The organism is Bacillus siamensis, from assembly GCF_051628075.1.
Taxonomy (GTDB): domain Bacteria; phylum Bacillota; class Bacilli; order Bacillales; family Bacillaceae; genus Bacillus; species Bacillus siamensis.
This window is the reverse complement of the sequence record NZ_CP155579.1, coordinates 1-19563: the sequence shown is the minus strand read 5'-3', so window position 1 is coordinate 19563 and position 19563 is coordinate 1. Positions and strand designations below refer to the sequence as shown.

Below are 19563 nucleotides of genomic sequence, written 5' to 3'. Positions count from 1 at the left end.
TATGGTTTTACCAGCCGCGTTCTTGCATACGCTGTTCCGGCAATAGATTTGAGATTTCGATTCCTTTCATCGCTGTGCCCAATTCTTTAGAAAGCTCAGCGATCAGTTTGTAATCTGTGTAGTGAGTCGTTGCTTCCACAATTGCTTTGGCGAATTTAGCAGGGTTGTCTGATTTAAAAATACCTGAACCGACAAATACGCCGTCAGCGCCCAGCTGCATCATCAATGCCGCATCAGCAGGCGTCGCCACTCCGCCGGCAGCAAAGTTGACAACAGGCAATTTGCCGTCACGTTTGATTTGAAGAAGCAGCTCATAAGGAGCACCGAGGTTTTTCGCTTCAGTCATCAGCTCATCATCGCTCATCGCCGCAACTTTGCGCACTTGCGCGTTTACTTTTCTCATATGACGGACAGCTTCCACAATGTTTCCTGTTCCCGGTTCGCCTTTTGTACGAAGCATGGAGGCTCCTTCAGCGATACGGCGCGTTGCTTCGCCAAGATCACGGCATCCGCATACGAACGGAACAGTATATTCATTTTTATTTAAATGAAATTCTTCGTCAGCAGGAGTCAGAACTTCACTCTCATCAATATAATCTACTCCCATTGCTTCAAGGACACGCGCTTCAACGATATGTCCGATACGCGCTTTTGCCATTACGGGAATGGATACAGCATTCATTACTTCTTCAACGATCGTCGGGTCAGCCATTCGGGCTACACCGCCGGCAGCACGAATATCAGCCGGAACTCGTTCTAACGCCATTACGGCAACAGCTCCCGCCTCTTCAGCAATCTTCGCTTGTTCAGCATTTACAACGTCCATGATGACGCCGCCTTTTTGCATTTCCGCCATTCCGCGTTTTACACGGTCAGTACCTGTTTGAGCCATTATTTGGTCCCCCTAGTCAATGTATAGTTAGATAATTTCTATCTCTTATTGTATCCCAGAAATACAATATTTCATATGGATATTCTTATTTTACAGTGTGACGGAAGAGATAGATATCATTTTTTTACTAACAATTTGGTTTTTTCAGTATATTAAGCAAAAGAGCCCTAACTTTCATCAGAGCTCTTTCTTATTTCTTAAAACCAGCCTGTTACCGTATCAACGGCGCTGTTCCAGATTCCGGAGAAGAAACCGCCGATGCCGCGCATCATCTGAACAAACCAGTTTGCTTTATCTACATCATTTTTCGTTACAAGATTCACGCTGAACTCTTTGGATTTGAGGAAGCCGTAGTCTTTGTCACTGCCTTTGTATGTAACTTTCAGCGTTCCGACTTTCGTCCCTTTTTTCACAGGAGCCGTGATTTCTTTTTTATCTAAGGTCACTTCGGCTTTATAGTTCTTTTCATCCCCGCTTTTCACAGGAATAGAAAGCGCCTTATCAGTCACAATATCGACTTGCTTATCTTTCCCTTTGTCAACGTCAATCGTTTTGTGCCCTTTTACTTGAGAGCCTTCAGGGTAAAGATCTTTCATTGAGAAATTGCTGTTAAATGCGTAATCGAGCATTTTTTTCGTTTCATCAAATCGTCCGGTATGCAGGTTCCCTTTTGCGTTTAACACAACGGTGATGACCCGCATTCCGTTCCGCTGTGCGGTGCTTGTAAAACAAGATCCCGCAGAATCAGTAGAACCCGTTTTTAACCCGTCAACGCCGGGATATTCAGAAACAAGGCCTTTTAACATGAAGTTCCAGTTCGGCATGTCCATTTCATCATCAGTGCCGGCTCTGAATTTCGTCTTAGCAATGCTTGTTGTTTTCAGAACTTCCGGATAATCAGTGATCAGGCGGTCTGCAAGAAGCGCCATGTCTTTTGCAGAAACTTCGCTCTCTTCTTTAACGCCTTCTCCTTGCGGCTGTTTGCCGTGAAGGTCTTCATTCACAAGCCCGGTGGCATTTTTAAAATCATAGTTTGTCATGCCTAGTTCTTTGGCTTTCGCATTCATTTCAGCGACAAATTTCGTTTCAGTTCCGGCAAGAATTTCAGCAACAGCGATCGCGGCTCCGTTAGCAGAGTAAATCGCCATGGCCTGGTACAGTTCTTTGACTGTGTATTTGCCGTCTTTCCGAAGAGGGACGTTTGATAAACTGTTGTCTTGAGAAATTTCATAGACGTAATCATCAGGAGTATACGTTTGATCCCATTTCACTTTTCCTTCTTTAATGGCTTCCAGAAGCAGGTATTCAGTCATCATTTTTGTCATGCTGGCAATCGGCAGTCTTTTGTCTGCATTTTTACTGTATAAGATTTTCCCCGATGAAGCCTCAATCATTATCGCAGCTGAAGCATTAACATCAACCGGGTCATTGCCGGCTGCCTCCGCTTTAGACATTGGAACAAAGCAAGTTGCGGCCAGTGCCAGTACCACTAATGACACTAACAGCTGTTTCCATTTCGTGATGTTCAATCTTACGACCTCCGTCATTCATTTTAAATCTATAATTAAGCCGTTAAGGACATATTCAAATTCAAAACACAACAGTATAAATTTTATCACACTCGATATAAAAAAAATAGACAGAGTCAGTGACCCTGTCAAATGTTTTTTATTTGTAACAATTATGAGATTGTATAGTTTGGTGATTCTTTCGTAATTTGAACATCATGCGGGTGGCTTTCGCGAAGACCTGCCCCTGTCATACGGATGAATTGAGCTTCTTCTCTTAAAGCGCGTAAATCTTTTGAACCGCAATATCCCATACCTGAACGAAGACCGCCGACAAGCTGATACACTGTTTCTTCTACAGGACCTTTGTACGGAGTCCGTCCTTCGATACCTTCAGGGACGAATTTCTTATTTTCTTCTTGGAAATATCGATCTTTACTGCCTTTTTCCATGGCAGCGACAGAACCCATACCGCGATACACTTTAAATCTTCTGCCTTGATAGATTTCGGTCTCTCCCGGGCTTTCTGAAGTACCGGCAAGCAGACTTCCAAGCATTACGGCATGTCCGCCGGATGCCAATGCTTTCGTAATATCACCGGAGAATTTAATACCGCCGTCCGCGATAATTGTCGCGCCATGTTTTCTCGCTTCAGTGGCACAATCATAAATGGCTGTGATTTGCGGTACACCTACACCTGCAACGACGCGTGTCGTACAGATGGAACCAGGTCCGATTCCCACTTTTACAATGTTTGCTCCGGCTTCAATCAAAGCCTTTGTCGCTTCAGCCGTTGCCACATTTCCTGCGATAATGTTCAGTTCAGGATATGTTTCACGGATTTTCGCAACCGTGTTCAGTACGCCTCGGGAATGTCCGTGAGCCGTATCAACCACGATAACGTCGACATTCGCTTCAACAAGCTTGCTGACGCGTGTCATTGTATCGCCTGTCACGCCTACCGCAGCGCCGACAATAAGGCGTCCGTGTTCATCTTTAGATGAATTAGGGAATTCGATAACCTTTTCAATATCTTTGATCGTGATAAGACCTTTTAATTTGTTTTGATCATCCACTAATGGAAGTTTTTCAATTTTATGTTTCTGTAAGATTTTTTCTGCTTCGTCTAATGTGGTGCCTACAGGAGCCGTAACCAGCTCTTCTTTTGTCATCACGTCACTGATTTTCATTGAATAATCAGAGATAAAGCGAAGATCACGGTTTGTAATGATTCCGACAAGCTTTTGATCGTCTTTATTATCTACGATCGGAACACCGGAAATTCTGTATTTCCCCATCAAATGCTCCGCATCGAATACTTGATGATCAGGTGTTAAAAAGAAGGGATTTGTAATAACGCCCCGTTCAGAACGTTTGACTTTGTCAACATGTTCAGCCTGCTGTTCGATGGACATGTTTTTATGGATAATGCCCAAGCCGCCCTGTCTGGCCATCGCAATCGCCATAGCTGATTCTGTTACTGTATCCATTCCCGCACTGATGACAGGAATATTAAGCTTTAACGTTTTTGTCAGTTCAACAGATAAATCCACATCACGCGGAAGTACGTCTGATTGAGCCGGTACGAGCAGTACATCATCGAACGTTAAGCCTTCTTTTGAAAATTTACTTTCCCACATTAGTAAATCCCCCTCTTTTCGGCAAAATATTATATGTAGAGTATCAACTAGAAAACGGCATGTCAAGGAAGCGAAGAAGAGTTGAAATATTTAGATAAAGGAAAGGGTTTAAAAATACATATGAGAGACCTTGAGTGGAAAGAGTTATCATTATTTTATTCCGTGGAATCCTCCCAGAAATTCCTAAATAAAGTTTATACAGAAAGAGGAATGGAAGAACCAAAACGATATGCGTTTAAAAACAGTGAACGCTTCATATTTTTTATCAAACACGCCGAGTCCTTTTATAAACAGGCATCTCTGTCCCCTTTAGAAATTAAGCCTATTCTGTTGTTTTACGGGATGTCACAATTGCTGAAAGCCTGTCTTCTGACTACAGATCCAAGCTATCCGAGTCACGCCTCAGTACTCGCACATGGCGTTACTGCCCGGAAACGCAAAAAGCAAAATTACAGTTTTAGGGATGATGAGGTGAAGGTCCAGCGCAATGGCTTATGTATACATGTAATGAATCACTTATTCGGAATAGCGGGTCTTGAGGAAGAACGGTATACAATGAAAAAACTGCTGACAGCCATACCCGAATTGCACAGTGTATTTCATTTTCAAGAGAAAAAGAATTGGCTGACCAAAGTAGAGCTGAAAAATGACCTTGTTTCAGTTCCTGAACATACGGTGATTCAGTACAATATGTCTGACTCCCGCTTTGCAGAATATATCAGTCATCATTTGAATTGGTCTTTTGTCAGGAAAATCCATAACCATTTGGTTTTTGAGGCTGATCCGCTAGATACTGAACCTTGGTCTTCGCCAAACTTAGCGTTTCACTTAGAGAAAAATCAATATTATCTTCCCTCTCAGCGTGATCAGTTCCTGCATCTTCCTGAAATGATAATTCATTATTTGGTCCTGTATAATATTGGGATGATTGCGAGATATGAAACGGAATGGTGGTATGAACTGCTGACACAGCATGTCAGCGATGATTATGTATTGATCCGGAGGTTCTTAGAGGTCACAGAACGCAAATTTCCTTATTATATTTCTAATTTCCTTAAGCAATACTTATAAACAAAAAAGGCAGCTCATCATGAGCTGCCTTTACCGTATGATTGCTTGGCGGCGTCCTACTCTCACAGGGGGAAACCCCCGACTACCATCGGCGCTGAAGAGCTTAACTTCCGTGTTCGGCATGGGAACGGGTGTGACCTCTTCGCTATCGCCACCAAACCATTGAGAGTGTTCTCTCAAAACTAGATAACAGTAAGCATACATTCAAAAATGGTTAAGTCCTCGATCGATTAGTATCTGTCAGCTCCATGTGTCGCCACACTTCCACCTCAGACCTATCAACCTGATCATCTTTCAGGGATCTTACTTCCTTGCGGAATGGGAAATCTCATCTTGAGGGGGGCTTCATGCTTAGATGCTTTCAGCACTTATCCCGTCCGCACATAGCTACCCAGCGATGCCCTTGGCAGAACAACTGGTACACCAGCGGTGCGTCCATCCCGGTCCTCTCGTACTAAGGACAGCTCCTCTCAAATTTCCTGCGCCCGCGACGGATAGGGACCGAACTGTCTCACGACGTTCTGAACCCAGCTCGCGTACCGCTTTAATGGGCGAACAGCCCAACCCTTGGGACCGACTACAGCCCCAGGATGCGATGAGCCGACATCGAGGTGCCAAACCTCCCCGTCGATGTGGACTCTTGGGGGAGATAAGCCTGTTATCCCCGGGGTAGCTTTTATCCGTTGAGCGATGGCCCTTCCATGCGGAACCACCGGATCACTAAGCCCGACTTTCGTCCCTGCTCGACTTGTAGGTCTCGCAGTCAAGCTCCCTTGTGCCTTTACACTCTGCGAATGATTTCCAACCATTCTGAGGGAACCTTTGGGCGCCTCCGTTACCTTTTAGGAGGCGACCGCCCCAGTCAAACTGCCCACCTGACACTGTCTCCCCGCCCGATAAGGGCGGCGGGTTAGAAGGTCAATACAGCCAGGGTAGTATCCCACCGATGCCTCCACCGAAGCTGGCGCTCCGGTTTCCAAGGCTCCTACCTATCCTGTACAAGCTGTACCAACATTCAATATCAGGCTGCAGTAAAGCTCCACGGGGTCTTTCCGTCCTGTCGCGGGTAACCTGCATCTTCACAGGTACTATAATTTCACCGAGTCTCTCGTTGAGACAGTGCCCAGATCGTTGCGCCTTTCGTGCGGGTCGGAACTTACCCGACAAGGAATTTCGCTACCTTAGGACCGTTATAGTTACGGCCGCCGTTTACTGGGGCTTCAATTCGCACCTTCGCTTACGCTAAGCGCTCCTCTTAACCTTCCAGCACCGGGCAGGCGTCAGCCCCTATACTTCGCCTTACGGCTTCGCAGAGACCTGTGTTTTTGCTAAACAGTCGCCTGGGCCTATTCACTGCGGCTCTCTCGGGCTTGCACCCTAACAGAGCACCCCTTCTCCCGAAGTTACGGGGTCATTTTGCCGAGTTCCTTAACGAGAGTTCTCTCGATCACCTTAGGATTCTCTCCTCGCCTACCTGTGTCGGTTTGCGGTACGGGCACCTCTCACCTCGCTAGAGGCTTTTCTTGGCAGTGTGGAATCAGGAACTTCGCTACTATAATTCGCTCGCCATCACAGCTCAGCCTTCACGGGAAACGGATTTGCCTATTTCCCAGCCTAACTGCTTGGACGCGGATATCCAATACCGCGCTTACCCTATCCTCCTGCGTCCCCCCATTGCTCAAATGGTGAGGAGGTGGTACAGGAATATCAACCTGTTATCCATCGCCTACGCCTTTCGGCCTCGGCTTAGGTCCCGACTAACCCTGAGCGGACGAGCCTTCCTCAGGAAACCTTAGGCATTCGGTGGACGGGATTCTCACCCGTCTTTCGCTACTCATACCGGCATTCTCACTTCTAAGCGCTCCACAAGTCCTTCCGGTCTTGCTTCACAGCCCTTAGAACGCTCTCCTACCACTGTTCGAAGAACAGTCCGCAGCTTCGGTGATACGTTTAGCCCCGGTACATTTTCGGCGCAGAGTCACTCGACCAGTGAGCTATTACGCACTCTTTAAATGGTGGCTGCTTCTAAGCCAACATCCTGGTTGTCTAAGCAACTCCACATCCTTTTCCACTTAACGTATACTTTGGGACCTTAGCTGGCGGTCTGGGCTGTTTCCCTTTCGACTACGGATCTTATCACTCGCAGTCTGACTCCCAAGGATAAGTCATCGGCATTCGGAGTTTGACTGAATTCGGTAACCCGGTAGGGGCCCCTAGTCCAATCAGTGCTCTACCTCCGAGACTCTTACCTTGAGGCTAGCCCTAAAGCTATTTCGGAGAGAACCAGCTATCTCCAGGTTCGATTGGCATTTCACCCCTACCCACACCTCATCCCCGCACTTTTCAACGTGCGTGGGTTCGGGCCTCCATTCAGTGTTACCTGAACTTCACCCTGGACATGGGTAGATCACCTGGTTTCGGGTCTACGACCACGTACTCATGCGCCCTATTCAGACTCGCTTTCGCTGCGGCTCCGCATCTTCTGCTTAACCTTGCACGGGATCGTAACTCGCCGGTTCATTCTACAAAAGGCACGCCATCACCCGTTAACGGGCTCTGACTACTTGTAGGCACACGGTTTCAGGATCTATTTCACTCCCCTTCCGGGGTGCTTTTCACCTTTCCCTCACGGTACTGGTTCACTATCGGTCACTAGGGAGTATTTAGCCTTGGGAGATGGTCCTCCCGGATTCCGACGGAATTTCACGTGTTCCGCCGTACTCAGGATCCACTCTGGAGAGAACGAAGTTTTGACTACAGGGCTGTTACCTCCTATGGCGGGCCTTTCCAGACCTCTTCATCTACCTCGTTCCTTTGTAACTCCGTACAGAGTGTCCTACAACCCCAAGAGGCAAGCCTCTTGGTTTGGGCTGATCCCGTTTCGCTCGCCGCTACTCAGGGAATCGCATTTGCTTTCTCTTCCTCCGGGTACTTAGATGTTTCAGTTCCCCGGGTCTGCCTTCTCATATCCTATGTATTCAGATATGGATACCACTCCATTACGAGTGGTGGGTTTCCCCATTCGGAAATCTCCGGATCAAAGCTTGCTTACAGCTCCCCGAAGCATATCGGTGTTCGTCCCGTCCTTCATCGGCTCCTAGTGCCAAGGCATCCACCGTGCGCCCTTTCTAACTTAACCGTTAAAAAGAATCACTACGTGATATCTTGCATTACAATTGAATGTGAATTACTTCTGTTATCTAGTTTTCAAAGAACACGTTGGTGGAGCCTAGCGGGATCGAACCGCTGACCTCCTGCGTGCAAAGCAGGCGCTCTCCCAGCTGAGCTAAGGCCCCGTGTATTGGGTAAAGATGGTGGGCCTGAGTGGACTCGAACCACCGACCTCACGCTTATCAGGCGTGCGCTCTAACCAGCTGAGCTACAGGCCCATCTACCATATGAAAGAATCAAAGTTCCTTCAAAACTAAACAAGACAGGGAACGTTCTGTTTATAAGACCCAAGGTCTTATATTCCGTTAAAATCCTTAGAAAGGAGGTGATCCAGCCGCACCTTCCGATACGGCTACCTTGTTACGACTTCACCCCAATCATCTGTCCCACCTTCGGCGGCTGGCTCCATAAAGGTTACCTCACCGACTTCGGGTGTTACAAACTCTCGTGGTGTGACGGGCGGTGTGTACAAGGCCCGGGAACGTATTCACCGCGGCATGCTGATCCGCGATTACTAGCGATTCCAGCTTCACGCAGTCGAGTTGCAGACTGCGATCCGAACTGAGAACAGATTTGTGGGATTGGCTTAACCTCGCGGTTTCGCAGCCCTTTGTTCTGTCCATTGTAGCACGTGTGTAGCCCAGGTCATAAGGGGCATGATGATTTGACGTCATCCCCACCTTCCTCCGGTTTGTCACCGGCAGTCACCTTAGAGTGCCCAACTGAATGCTGGCAACTAAGATCAAGGGTTGCGCTCGTTGCGGGACTTAACCCAACATCTCACGACACGAGCTGACGACAACCATGCACCACCTGTCACTCTGCCCCCGAAGGGGACGTCCTATCTCTAGGATTGTCAGAGGATGTCAAGACCTGGTAAGGTTCTTCGCGTTGCTTCGAATTAAACCACATGCTCCACCGCTTGTGCGGGCCCCCGTCAATTCCTTTGAGTTTCAGTCTTGCGACCGTACTCCCCAGGCGGAGTGCTTAATGCGTTAGCTGCAGCACTAAGGGGCGGAAACCCCCTAACACTTAGCACTCATCGTTTACGGCGTGGACTACCAGGGTATCTAATCCTGTTCGCTCCCCACGCTTTCGCTCCTCAGCGTCAGTTACAGACCAGAGAGTCGCCTTCGCCACTGGTGTTCCTCCACATCTCTACGCATTTCACCGCTACACGTGGAATTCCACTCTCCTCTTCTGCACTCAAGTTCCCCAGTTTCCAATGACCCTCCCCGGTTGAGCCGGGGGCTTTCACATCAGACTTAAGAAACCGCCTGCGAGCCCTTTACGCCCAATAATTCCGGACAACGCTTGCCACCTACGTATTACCGCGGCTGCTGGCACGTAGTTAGCCGTGGCTTTCTGGTTAGGTACCGTCAAGGTGCCGCCCTATTTGAACGGCACTTGTTCTTCCCTAACAACAGAGCTTTACGATCCGAAAACCTTCATCACTCACGCGGCGTTGCTCCGTCAGACTTTCGTCCATTGCGGAAGATTCCCTACTGCTGCCTCCCGTAGGAGTCTGGGCCGTGTCTCAGTCCCAGTGTGGCCGATCACCCTCTCAGGTCGGCTACGCATCGTCGCCTTGGTGAGCCGTTACCTCACCAACTAGCTAATGCGCCGCGGGTCCATCTGTAAGTGGTAGCCGAAGCCACCTTTTATGTCTGAACCATGCGGTTCAAACAACCATCCGGTATTAGCCCCGGTTTCCCGGAGTTATCCCAGTCTTACAGGCAGGTTACCCACGTGTTACTCACCCGTCCGCCGCTAACATCAGGGAGCAAGCTCCCATCTGTCCGCTCGACTTGCATGTATTAGGCACGCCGCCAGCGTTCGTCCTGAGCCAGGATCAAACTCTCCGATAAATGGATCACAGACTAAGTTCACTGCATCCTGCAGTAACGTCTGTGTGATCTGCATCGTGCAGACCTTAGTTTGACTGACTACGCACATCGCTGTGCGATTTATTTAAAACTTTGAATTAACAGGTACGTTTTGTCTTGTTTAGTTTTCAAAGAACTTTTTTCACTTCTCTCGAAGCGACCTCTTAATCATAACATTTTCAGTTTGATAGGTCAATACTTTTTTAAAAAACTTTTTCAGCAGACTGTCTTTGTGTTGAAAAGACAACAAAAAGAATTATATCAGCATCATCGTTGTGTGTCAAAGCTTTTTTCGTTTCTTTATATAGAAAAAGCGCAGCCTGTTACAGCTGCGCTTTTTCATCTATTCTTCTTCCGTTTCTTCCGGCTCTTCTTCATTCTTTTCCACTAGCGCCACAGTGGCCACGTGCTCTTCATCGGACATGCGGATCAGACGGACGCCTTGTGTTACGCGTCCCGTAGTGGAGATATCGTTAATATCCATTCTGATTAACACGCCGCTTGCCGTAATAATCATTAGGTCTTCTTCGCCTCTTGTGGCTTTTACTGTTACTAGCGGACCGTTGCTGTCAGTGATTTTACATGTTTTAAGGCCTTTTCCGCCCCGGCTTTGGACTCTGTATTCTGAGGCCGGCGTACGTTTGCCATAGCCGTTTTCCGTCACTATGAGGACATGGGAGTCTTCTTCAAGAATCTCCATGCCTACCACGACATCATCATCTGTCAGCGTAATGCCTTTAACACCTGCAGCGGTGCGTCCCATTTGTCTTACATCTTCTTCAGGGAAACGGATCAGCAAGCCATTCTTCGTTCCGATGATGATTTGTTTCTTGCCGTCAGTCAGACGAACGGCCATCAGTTCATCGTCTTCCCGAAGACCTAAAGCGATCAGCCCGTTATTCCGTATATTCGCAAACTGGGACAGTGCCGTACGTTTCGACACCCCTTGTTTGGTCGTGAAGAAGAGGTAAAGCTCCTCATCAAATGTGCTGACCGGAATAATGGCATTAATCCATTCGCCTTTTTCAACCTCCAGGAGGTTAATAATCGGAATGCCTTTTGCGGTACGGCCGTATTCAGGGATTTCATATCCTTTTGAACGATATACCTTCCCTTTATTAGAGAAGAACAGAATCGTATCGTGCGTCGATGTAGAAATTAAGTGTTCCACAAAGTCATCTTCATTCGTTCCCATTCCCTGCACGCCTTTTCCGCCCCGTTTTTGACTGCGGTATGTGGACGCTGGGAGGCGTTTAACATAGCCGTTATGAGTCAGCGTGATGACGATGTTTTCTCTCTCGATGAGATCTTCATCTTCAATTGTTTCAAGACCGGACGTCACGATTTCAGTGCGTCTCTCATCATTGAACCGCTCTTTGATTTCGTTGAGTTCTTCACGGATGATCTCGAGCACTCTTTCTTCATTGGCTAAAATATCTTTCAGCTCGGCGATAAGCGCAACAAGTGATTGATATTCCTCTTCGATCTTTTCGCGCTCCAGACCGGTTAATCGCTGAAGACGCATGTCCAGAATGGCTTGCGCCTGTTTTTCAGTCAGTGAAAATTGTTCGATTAAACCCGTTCTCGCAATTTCAGCCGTCTGAGAACTACGGATAAGAGAAATCACCGCGTCTAAATGATCGAGAGCGATTCTTAACCCTTCCAGAATGTGAGCTCTCGCCTCCGCTTTGCGAAGTTCGTAAGCCGTTCTGCGTCGGATCACGACCTTTTGGTGATCAAGATAGTGCTCCAGACATTCTTTCAGGTTTAATACCTTCGGCTGTCCATCGACGAGCGCCAGCAGGTTGATTCCGAAAGACGTCTGCAGGGCCGTTTGTTTGTACAGGTTATTCAGAATGACGTGAGCATTGGCGTCACGGCGGATCTCGATGACGACTCTCATTCCGTTACGGTCGGATTCGTCACGCAGATCGGTGATTCCTTCGATTTTTTTGTCCCGGACGAGATCTGCGATTTTTTCAATTAATCTCGCTTTGTTGACCTGATAAGGGAGTTCCGTGACAATAATTCTTTCTTTCCCCGAGGATGTCTCTTCGATTTCAGCCTTAGCCCGGATCGTGATTGATCCCCGTCCGGATTCATATGCCTTGCGGATGCCGCTCCGGCCTAAAATCTGACCGGCCGTCGGAAAATCAGGGCCCGGAATATATTCCATCAGCTCTTGGATTGTGATCTCAGGATTCTCACTTACGGCAAGCACGCCTTCTATGACTTCTCCAAGCTGATGCGGGGGAATGTTTGTCGCCATTCCGACCGCAATACCGGCAGCTCCGTTTACGAGCAGATTCGGAAATCTCGAAGGCATGACGACAGGTTCTCTTTCTGCGCCGTCATAGTTATCTTGATAATCAATCGTATCTTTCGTAATGTCCCGGAGGATTTCCATTGCGATTTTTGACATTCTCGCTTCTGTGTAACGCATCGCAGCCGCTGAGTCGCCGTCTACCGAACCGAAGTTGCCGTGTCCGTCAACAAGCATGTAGCGGTAGTTAAAATCCTGCGCCATTCTGACCATTGATTCGTAAACCGCTGAATCACCGTGCGGGTGGTACTTACCGATAACTTCGCCGACGATACGGGCAGATTTTTTATATGGTTTGTCACTGGTCATGCCTAAATCATTCATTGCGTACAAAATCCGTCTGTGAACCGGCTTCAGACCGTCACGCACATCCGGAAGCGCCCGGGATACGATAACGCTCATTGCATAGTCCAGGAAGGATGTCCGCATTTCCTGACTGATATTGACTTCACGTACTTGTGGTGTGTTTTGTTCACTCATTAAAAAAACCTCCCTGAAGTATCACATGAAATAATGTGGGAGTAGATTGTCCATTATGATCTTCAATACGATTTCACTATTCTCCATTATATCAATAAACTTGTGTTTATACACATTAAATTAGCAGAATATACGGGTTTTGCGGGTTTTCAGAGGCCGCTTGAAGCCGCTTTGAGAAAAAAGCCTTATTTCTTAACGAAAATAAGGCTTTCATGGTTAAATATCAAGGTTTTTCACGTATCTGGCGTTTGCTTCTATGAAGTTTCTGCGCGGTTCTACTTTGTCGCCCATCAGCATTTCGAACGTCTCATCAGCATCCATCGCATCTTCAAGATTGACTTGCAGAAGCGTTCTGGTCGCCGGATCCATAGTCGTTTCCCAAAGCTGAGTCGCGTTCATTTCTCCGAGACCTTTATAACGCTGAAGGCCGGGCTTAGGCGATTGCGGAAGCTCTTTTAAAAGCTCATCAAGCTGCTTATCGTTATAAGCGTATTCCACCCGTTTTCCCTGCTGCACTTTATAAAGCGGCGGCTGAGCAATGTAGACATAGCCGTTTTCAATAATTTCCCTCATGTATCTGTAGAAGAATGTTAATAAAAGCGTTCTGATGTGGGCGCCGTCGACATCGGCATCCGTCATGATGACCACTTTATGATAACGCGCTTTTTCAAGATTAAAATCTTCTCCGATACCCGTGCCGAGAGCCGTAATCATTGATCTGACCTCATTATTTGAGAGAATCTTATCAAGTCTGGCTTTCTCAACGTTCAGAATCTTACCGCGCAGCGGCAGAATGGCTTGGAAATGGCGGTCCCGTCCCTGTTTCGCTGATCCGCCCGCAGAGTCACCCTCTACGATATAGAGCTCGGAAATGCTCGGATCTTTAGAAGAACAGTCGGCCAGTTTGCCCGGCAGATTGGAAATCTCAAGCGCGCTTTTGCGGCGGGTCAATTCCCGCGCTTTTTTCGCCGCCATCCGCGCTCTTGCGGCCATTAAACCTTTTTCAACGATTTTACGGGCTGAATCCGGATTTTCAAGAAGAAATGTTTCCAGCGCAGAAGAAAACAGCGTATCAGTGATCGTTCTCGCTTCAGAGTTGCCGAGCTTCGTTTTCGTCTGCCCTTCGAATTGCGGATCAGGGTGCTTAATTGAAATAATGGCAGTCAGCCCTTCTCTCACATCATCCCCGCTTAAATTCGGATCATTTTCTTTGAAAATCCCTTTTCTTCTTGCATAGTCGTTTATGACACGGGTCAGACCGGTTTTAAATCCGGCCTCGTGCGTGCCGCCTTCGTATGTGTTGATATTATTCGCGAAAGAATAAATATTGCTTGTATAGCTGTCGTTGTATTGCAATGCAACTTCAACCGTAATGCCGTCTCTCTCGCCTTCGATATAAATCGGCTCTTCGTGAACGACTTCTTTGGAACGGTTTAAGTACTCAACGTAGCTCTTGATTCCGCCTTCGTAGTGGTACTCGTTTTTCCGTTCTTGTCCTTCACGTTTGTCTTCAATCGTGATGTTTACGCCTTTTGTCAGGAAGGCCAATTCCCGGACACGGTTTGAAAGCAGATCATAGTCATATACAGTTGTTTCTTTGAAAATTTCCGGATCGGGAACGAAGTGCGTAATCGTCCCGGTCTTGTCAGTGTCACCGATCACTTCAAGATCAGCCGCCGGCACACCGCGTTCATACGCCTGATAATGGATTTTCCCGTCACGATGAACCGTAACGTCAAGAGTGGTCGACAAGGCGTTTACGACGGACGCCCCTACACCGTGAAGACCGCCGGATACTTTATATCCGCTTCCGTCAAATTTACCGCCGGCGTGAAGAACGGTCATGATGACTTCAACCGCAGGGCGGCCCATCTTCTCTTGGATACCGACCGGAATTCCGCGCCCGTTGTCTGTAACGGTAATGCTGTTATCTTTCTCAATCACAATGTTAATATCTGTACAATAACCGGCCAGAGCTTCGTCAATACTGTTGTCGACGATCTCCCATACCAAATGGTGAAGGCCTTTGCTGTTAGTTGATCCGATGTACATCCCCGGTCTCTTTCGAACAGCTTCCAAACCTTCTAATACCTGTATCTGATTCTCATCATAACTATTTTGCTGCTGTTCCATAGCCATGCACATTCACCTACACTTTTCTTAAACGATATATTCATTGTAAAGATCCGCTAAGAATCTATTTCTAACATAAATTGCGCACGTTTCTTCAGTGTGCCGGAAGATAAGGGAGAGTAATATATATTCTCAGTCGTGACTACGATAGACTTTGGCGTGCCGTTTACGGACGGCACTACTTTTTCTTTCTGTCTGTCCAGAAATTCTTCAACAATCGGCGATACATTGACCTTGCAGTCAAAAATGCCGACGATATCGCGTGTTGAAACGACAAAGTCGTCACCTAAATGAATATACAATCGCTCACCTCATTTCTTCACTTCACTAACGCACCGTTTTCCACACGGAACATTCCTGCTTGATGTAAGGTTTCGTGGTCAATGCCGTCCACGCTCGTCGTGGTGACAAATGTCTGCACACGGCCTTGGATTGTATGAAGCAAATGGGACTGGCGGTAATCATCCAGCTCGCTTAGTACATCATCCAAAAGTAAAATGGGATATTCTCCAATTTCTTCATGAATCAAATCTATTTCAGCCAGCTTCAAAGACAAAGCCGTCGTACGCTGCTGTCCCTGCGAACCGTAAGTCTGCACATCGCGTCCGTTCACATAAAAAAGGACATCATCCCGATGCGGTCCGAATAAGGTGACGCCCCGTTCTATTTCTTTTTCTTTTAATTTCGAAAAAGACTCCTGGTAGCTGTTACCTATTTTCGACAAATCTTTAGGATCTGATACATCAAGCGCCGTGTGATACTTAAGCGTCAGTTCCTCAAGCCCCCGGGAAATGCCCGAATGGATCGGCTGCGCCCATTTTTCAAGCTGCGCTGTAAACTGCAGACGTTTGGCGACAACTTTTGCGGCTGCCTCAATCAGCTGATCAGTGAGAACGTCAAGCATAGTCCGGTCAGTCTGTTTCCGGCTTTGCAGCTGTTTCAGAAAATGATTCCGCTGGGAAAGGATTTTTTGATAAAGAGATAAATCATACAGATAAACGGCAGAAACCTGCCCGATCTCCATATCAAGAAATCTCCTCCTGACCTGCGGGCTGCCTTTGACGAGATTTAAGTCCTCCGGAGCGAACATAATGGTGTTCAGCGCTCCGACATACTGACTGAGTTTTTGCTGTTCTATGTGATTGACCTTGCCCTTTTTACCTTTTTTGGAGATGACTAGCTGCATTGGGATGTCCCCGTTGCGCTTCATCACTCTTCCTTCTATTTTAGCATAGTCTTCGTCCCACCGTATAAGTTCTTTATCATTTGAGGTGCGATGTGATTTTGCCATCGAAAGGACATAGATGGCTTCCATCAGATTGGTTTTGCCTTGGGCATTCTCTCCGATGATCACATTCACCTTGTTTTCGAATTGAAGCTCAGCGCGCTCATAATTACGGTAGGATGTTAATTCTAAATTTTGGATATACAACCGCTGTCACCCGCTTTAATTGACGACTTGAAATGAACCAAATCCTTCAATCGCGACCACGTCTCCAACATAAAGCTTTCTGCCGCGGCGATTGTCAGGTTCATTGTTGACTGTCACCTCATGCTCGCTCAGAAACCATTTCGCCATACCGCCGGACTGAATCACATCGGCTAATTTTAAAAACTGGCCAAGCGTAATCATTTCTGTGTCAATCGAAATCGGATTTGCCATAATATCGACCTCTTTCAAATATCACTAATATCTAATTGTACTAAAAAATCCTGAAATAAGGAAAGGGAAAACTTGAGGGAGCGGCTGATGAATAGAAAAGCTGCCGAACTAAGCCGGCAGCACATTCTGTTTGATTAATACGTTCGGACCGGAAGGATGAGCTGAACGATGGTTTCATCATTCGGCGTACGGATAAGAAACGGTCTCATCGCTCCCGTAAAGCTGATACGGATGTCCGCTCCTTCAAGTACTTTCAGTGCGTCCATCATATATTTTGGACTGAATGAAATATTTAATTCCTCACCGTCAATCCGGTCAGCGAGCACAGCTTCGACAACTTTCCCGATTTCAGGAGAATTTGATGAAATTTCAAGCGAGTCCGCCGGTTTGGCAGAAAGCTTTACAACGTTGTTGCGGCCTTCTCTCGCCAATAAAGAAGCACGGTCAATCGCCTGTAAAAATTCCTTTGTGTTCACAACGATTTCCGTTTTGCTTTCCTGCGGAATTAAGCTTGTCGTGTCCGGATAGTTTCCGTCAAGCAGCCTCGAGAAGAACAATACGTTTTTCGCTTTAAACAGAACTTGGGTTTCTGTAATGACGATATCGACCAGCTCTTGATTGTCATCAAGAATTTTGCTCAGCTCGGTTAAACTTTTTCCGGGGATGACGACGTTGTAAGAGCTGTCTTCCGGAATATCAAGCTTTGCCTTTCTTAAAGCGAGCCGATGGCTATCCGTGGCAGTGCATAATAATTCACCGTTTTCCACTTTCCAGTTTACACCTGTCAAGATAGGGCGTGTTTCTGAGGCGGACACAGCGAACACGGTTTGACGGATTAAGTTTTTCAAAAGATCCGTCGGAATCTGAATGGCATGGTGCTCTTCGATTTGCGGAAGATGCGGATATTCATCTGCATCAAGACCGTTCAAATTAAATTCCGCTTTTCCGGAACGGATAATTGTTAAATATTGATTTTGAACTTCGATTTCAACCGCCGCCATCGGCAGTTTTTTAACGATTTCGCTGAAGAAACGCGCTTGCAGCACGATACTTCCCGGCTGATCAATCGTCACGATTTCTTTGTCATCTTCTTCTTTCGGAATGAATGACTCGATTGAAATATCAGAATCGCTTCCCGTAAAAGATACTCCTTCATCTGAGGCTACGATCTTAATACCGGTGAGAATAGGAATTGTAGTTCTGGATGAAACGGCTTTTAGAACATCTTGTACACTTTCAACTAAACGATCTTTTTGAATCGTAAATTTCATGTTTATCCTCCTAACGGATAATATAATTAATATATTTTAAAAATAGCAGTAGTAATAGTAGGGCCTGTGGATTTGTGGATAAGTTGTGAAAAAGACAGGAAACACAGCCTATCCACATGTGGACAGACTGTGCATGACTGGCGAGAAGTTATTCACACTTTCCCCGGTTCATCCGAGGGCTCTATTATTTAAGCTGTTCTTTTATTTCTTTTACCTGCTGCTGAAGCTGCTCGTCATCAATCAGCAGTTTTGAAATCTTTTCATGAGCATGAATGACGGTTGTATGGTCTCTCCCGCCAAATTCTTCCCCGATTTTAGGCAAAGAAGAGTCCGTCATTTCTCTGGAAAGATACATGGCAATCTGCCTTGGGAACGCAACGGATTTCGTACGCTTTTTCGCTTTGAAATCTTCAAGCTTAATGTTGAACTGCTGTCCGACAATCCGCTGAATCTCTTTTATCGTGATGACCTTAGGCTTTGCGGAAGGAATAATATCTTTCAATGCTTCTGCAGCCAGGTCCGCATTAATGTCTTTATTGATTAAAGATGAATAGGCAACAACCCGGATTAATGCCCCTTCCAGTTCACGGATGTTGCTGTCAATCTGATTCGCGATGTAGAGCATGACCTCGTTCGGAATATCAAGGCCTTCCGCCTTCGCTTTCTTTCTCAGGATGGCAATCCGCGTTTCCAGATCAGGCGGCGTGATATCCGTAATCAATCCCCATTCGAACCGAGAACGCAGACGGTCTTCAAGGGTCGGAATCTCTTTCGGCGGTCTGTCGCTGGAAATCACGATTTGTTTGCTTTCTTCATGAAGCGTGTTGAATGTATGGAAAAACTCTTCCTGTGTTTGTTCTTTTCCGGCTAAAAATTGAATATCATCTATCAAAAGTACATCAACATTCCGGTAGCGGTTGCGAAAATCAACGGCTTTATTGTCGCGGATTGAGTTGATGAATTCATTTGTGAATTTTTCAGAAGACAGGTACACCACTTTGGCTGAAGGATTATGATCAATGACATAATGGCCGATTGCGTGCATTAAGTGGGTTTTTCCTAAACCGACTCCCCCGTAAATAAATAAAGGGTTGTACGCTTTAGCGGGTGCTTCCGCTACAGCCAGTGATGCTGCATGGGCGAATCGGTTTCCCGATCCGATGACGAATGTGTCGAATGTATATTTCGGGTTGAGCATGCTTTGGGGAAAATCAGACGGTTCCTCTTTTGCCGCTTTTTTCACTTGCGGTTTCGGCAAAAAGTCTTCTGCATCCTGATTTTGAGGAATGACAAATTTGACGCTCAATTCTTCCCCGGTCAATTCATATATGGTATCTGCAATGAGATGTAAGTACCTGGACTCCAGCCAGTCTCTGGCAAATTCATTGGGAGCGGTGATGGTTAAGGTATCTCCTTGCAGCGAATGGGCTTTCGTCGACTTCATCCAAGTTTCGAAGCTCGGTTTGCTTAACTTTTTCTCTATCTGAGCTAAAGCTTGATTCCAAAGATCTAATATATTCTCCAT

At 46.7% G+C, this 19563-nt stretch carries 11 protein-coding genes, 2 tRNA genes and 3 rRNA genes; 1 reads left to right on the top strand and 15 read right to left on the bottom strand.

Annotation, left to right across the window (positions count from 1 at the left end):
- Nucleotides 1-7: 7 nt before the first annotated feature.
- The 3 genes from pdxS to guaB form a co-directional block, all read right to left on the bottom strand.
- Nucleotides 8-892, bottom strand: a complete 885-nt coding sequence (gene pdxS / locus ABDB98_RS00080; RefSeq protein WP_016937306.1) for a pyridoxal 5'-phosphate synthase lyase subunit PdxS — start codon at nt 890-892, stop codon at nt 8-10.
- Between the two features lie 197 nt (nt 893-1089).
- Entirely contained in the window at nt 1090-2421 is a 1332-nt protein-coding gene (gene dacA, locus ABDB98_RS00075) for a D-alanyl-D-alanine carboxypeptidase (RefSeq protein ID WP_016937307.1), read from the bottom strand.
- A 152-nt stretch (nt 2422-2573) separates the two neighbouring features.
- Nucleotides 2574-4040 (bottom strand): IMP dehydrogenase, encoded by a 1467-nt coding sequence (gene guaB / locus ABDB98_RS00070; protein ID WP_003150717.1) that lies wholly within the window; start codon nt 4038-4040, stop codon nt 2574-2576.
- Nucleotides 4041-4160: 120 nt separating this feature from the next.
- Here guaB and ABDB98_RS00065 point away from each other — a divergent pair, with 120 nt between their 5' ends.
- Nucleotides 4161-5111: a YaaC family protein gene (locus tag ABDB98_RS00065; protein WP_159354689.1), complete on the top strand. Its 951-nt coding sequence runs from the start codon at nt 4161-4163 to the stop codon at nt 5109-5111.
- A gap of 43 nt (nt 5112-5154) precedes the next feature.
- Here the strand turns inward: ABDB98_RS00065 and rrf are convergent.
- The 12 genes from rrf to dnaA form a co-directional block, all read right to left on the bottom strand.
- A 5S ribosomal RNA gene (gene rrf / locus ABDB98_RS00060) occupies nt 5155-5270 on the bottom strand.
- Between the two features lie 51 nt (nt 5271-5321).
- Nucleotides 5322-8250 (bottom strand): 23S ribosomal RNA (locus ABDB98_RS00055).
- Nucleotides 8251-8331: 81 nt separating this feature from the next.
- A tRNA-Ala gene (locus ABDB98_RS00050) sits at nt 8332-8407 on the bottom strand.
- A 16-nt stretch (nt 8408-8423) separates the two neighbouring features.
- A tRNA-Ile gene (locus tag ABDB98_RS00045) sits at nt 8424-8500 on the bottom strand.
- Nucleotides 8501-8600: 100 nt separating this feature from the next.
- Nucleotides 8601-10150 (bottom strand): 16S ribosomal RNA (locus ABDB98_RS00040).
- Together the 16S, 23S and 5S rRNA genes with 2 tRNA genes alongside form the textbook arrangement of a ribosomal RNA operon.
- Before the next feature lie 361 nt (nt 10151-10511).
- Nucleotides 10512-12971: a DNA gyrase subunit A gene (gyrA, locus tag ABDB98_RS00035; protein WP_438421041.1), complete on the bottom strand. Its 2460-nt coding sequence runs from the start codon at nt 12969-12971 to the stop codon at nt 10512-10514.
- A 216-nt stretch (nt 12972-13187) separates the two neighbouring features.
- Nucleotides 13188-15104, bottom strand: a complete 1917-nt coding sequence (gene gyrB, locus ABDB98_RS00030) for a DNA topoisomerase (ATP-hydrolyzing) subunit B (RefSeq protein ID WP_438422180.1) — start codon at nt 15102-15104, stop codon at nt 13188-13190.
- Nucleotides 15105-15160: 56 nt separating this feature from the next.
- Nucleotides 15161-15406, bottom strand: a complete 246-nt coding sequence (gene remB / locus ABDB98_RS00025; protein ID WP_004392908.1) for an extracellular matrix regulator RemB — start codon at nt 15404-15406, stop codon at nt 15161-15163.
- A gap of 17 nt (nt 15407-15423) precedes the next feature.
- On the bottom strand, nt 15424-16536 hold the full coding sequence (gene recF / locus ABDB98_RS00020) for a DNA replication/repair protein RecF (protein WP_013350724.1): 1113 nt from the start codon (nt 16534-16536) through the stop codon (nt 15424-15426).
- A gap of 15 nt (nt 16537-16551) precedes the next feature.
- Nucleotides 16552-16767, bottom strand: coding sequence for a ribosome maturation protein RlbA (rlbA, locus tag ABDB98_RS00015; protein ID WP_004392910.1), 216 nt, complete (start codon nt 16765-16767; stop codon nt 16552-16554).
- A 134-nt stretch (nt 16768-16901) separates the two neighbouring features.
- The gene (gene dnaN, locus ABDB98_RS00010; RefSeq protein WP_414831217.1) at nt 16902-18038 is read right to left on the bottom strand and encodes a DNA polymerase III subunit beta; all 1137 of its coding nucleotides are present in this window, start codon (nt 18036-18038) and stop codon (nt 16902-16904) included.
- A gap of 184 nt (nt 18039-18222) precedes the next feature.
- The gene (gene dnaA, locus ABDB98_RS00005; RefSeq protein WP_016937312.1) at nt 18223-19563 is read right to left on the bottom strand and encodes a chromosomal replication initiator protein DnaA; all 1341 of its coding nucleotides are present in this window, start codon (nt 19561-19563) and stop codon (nt 18223-18225) included.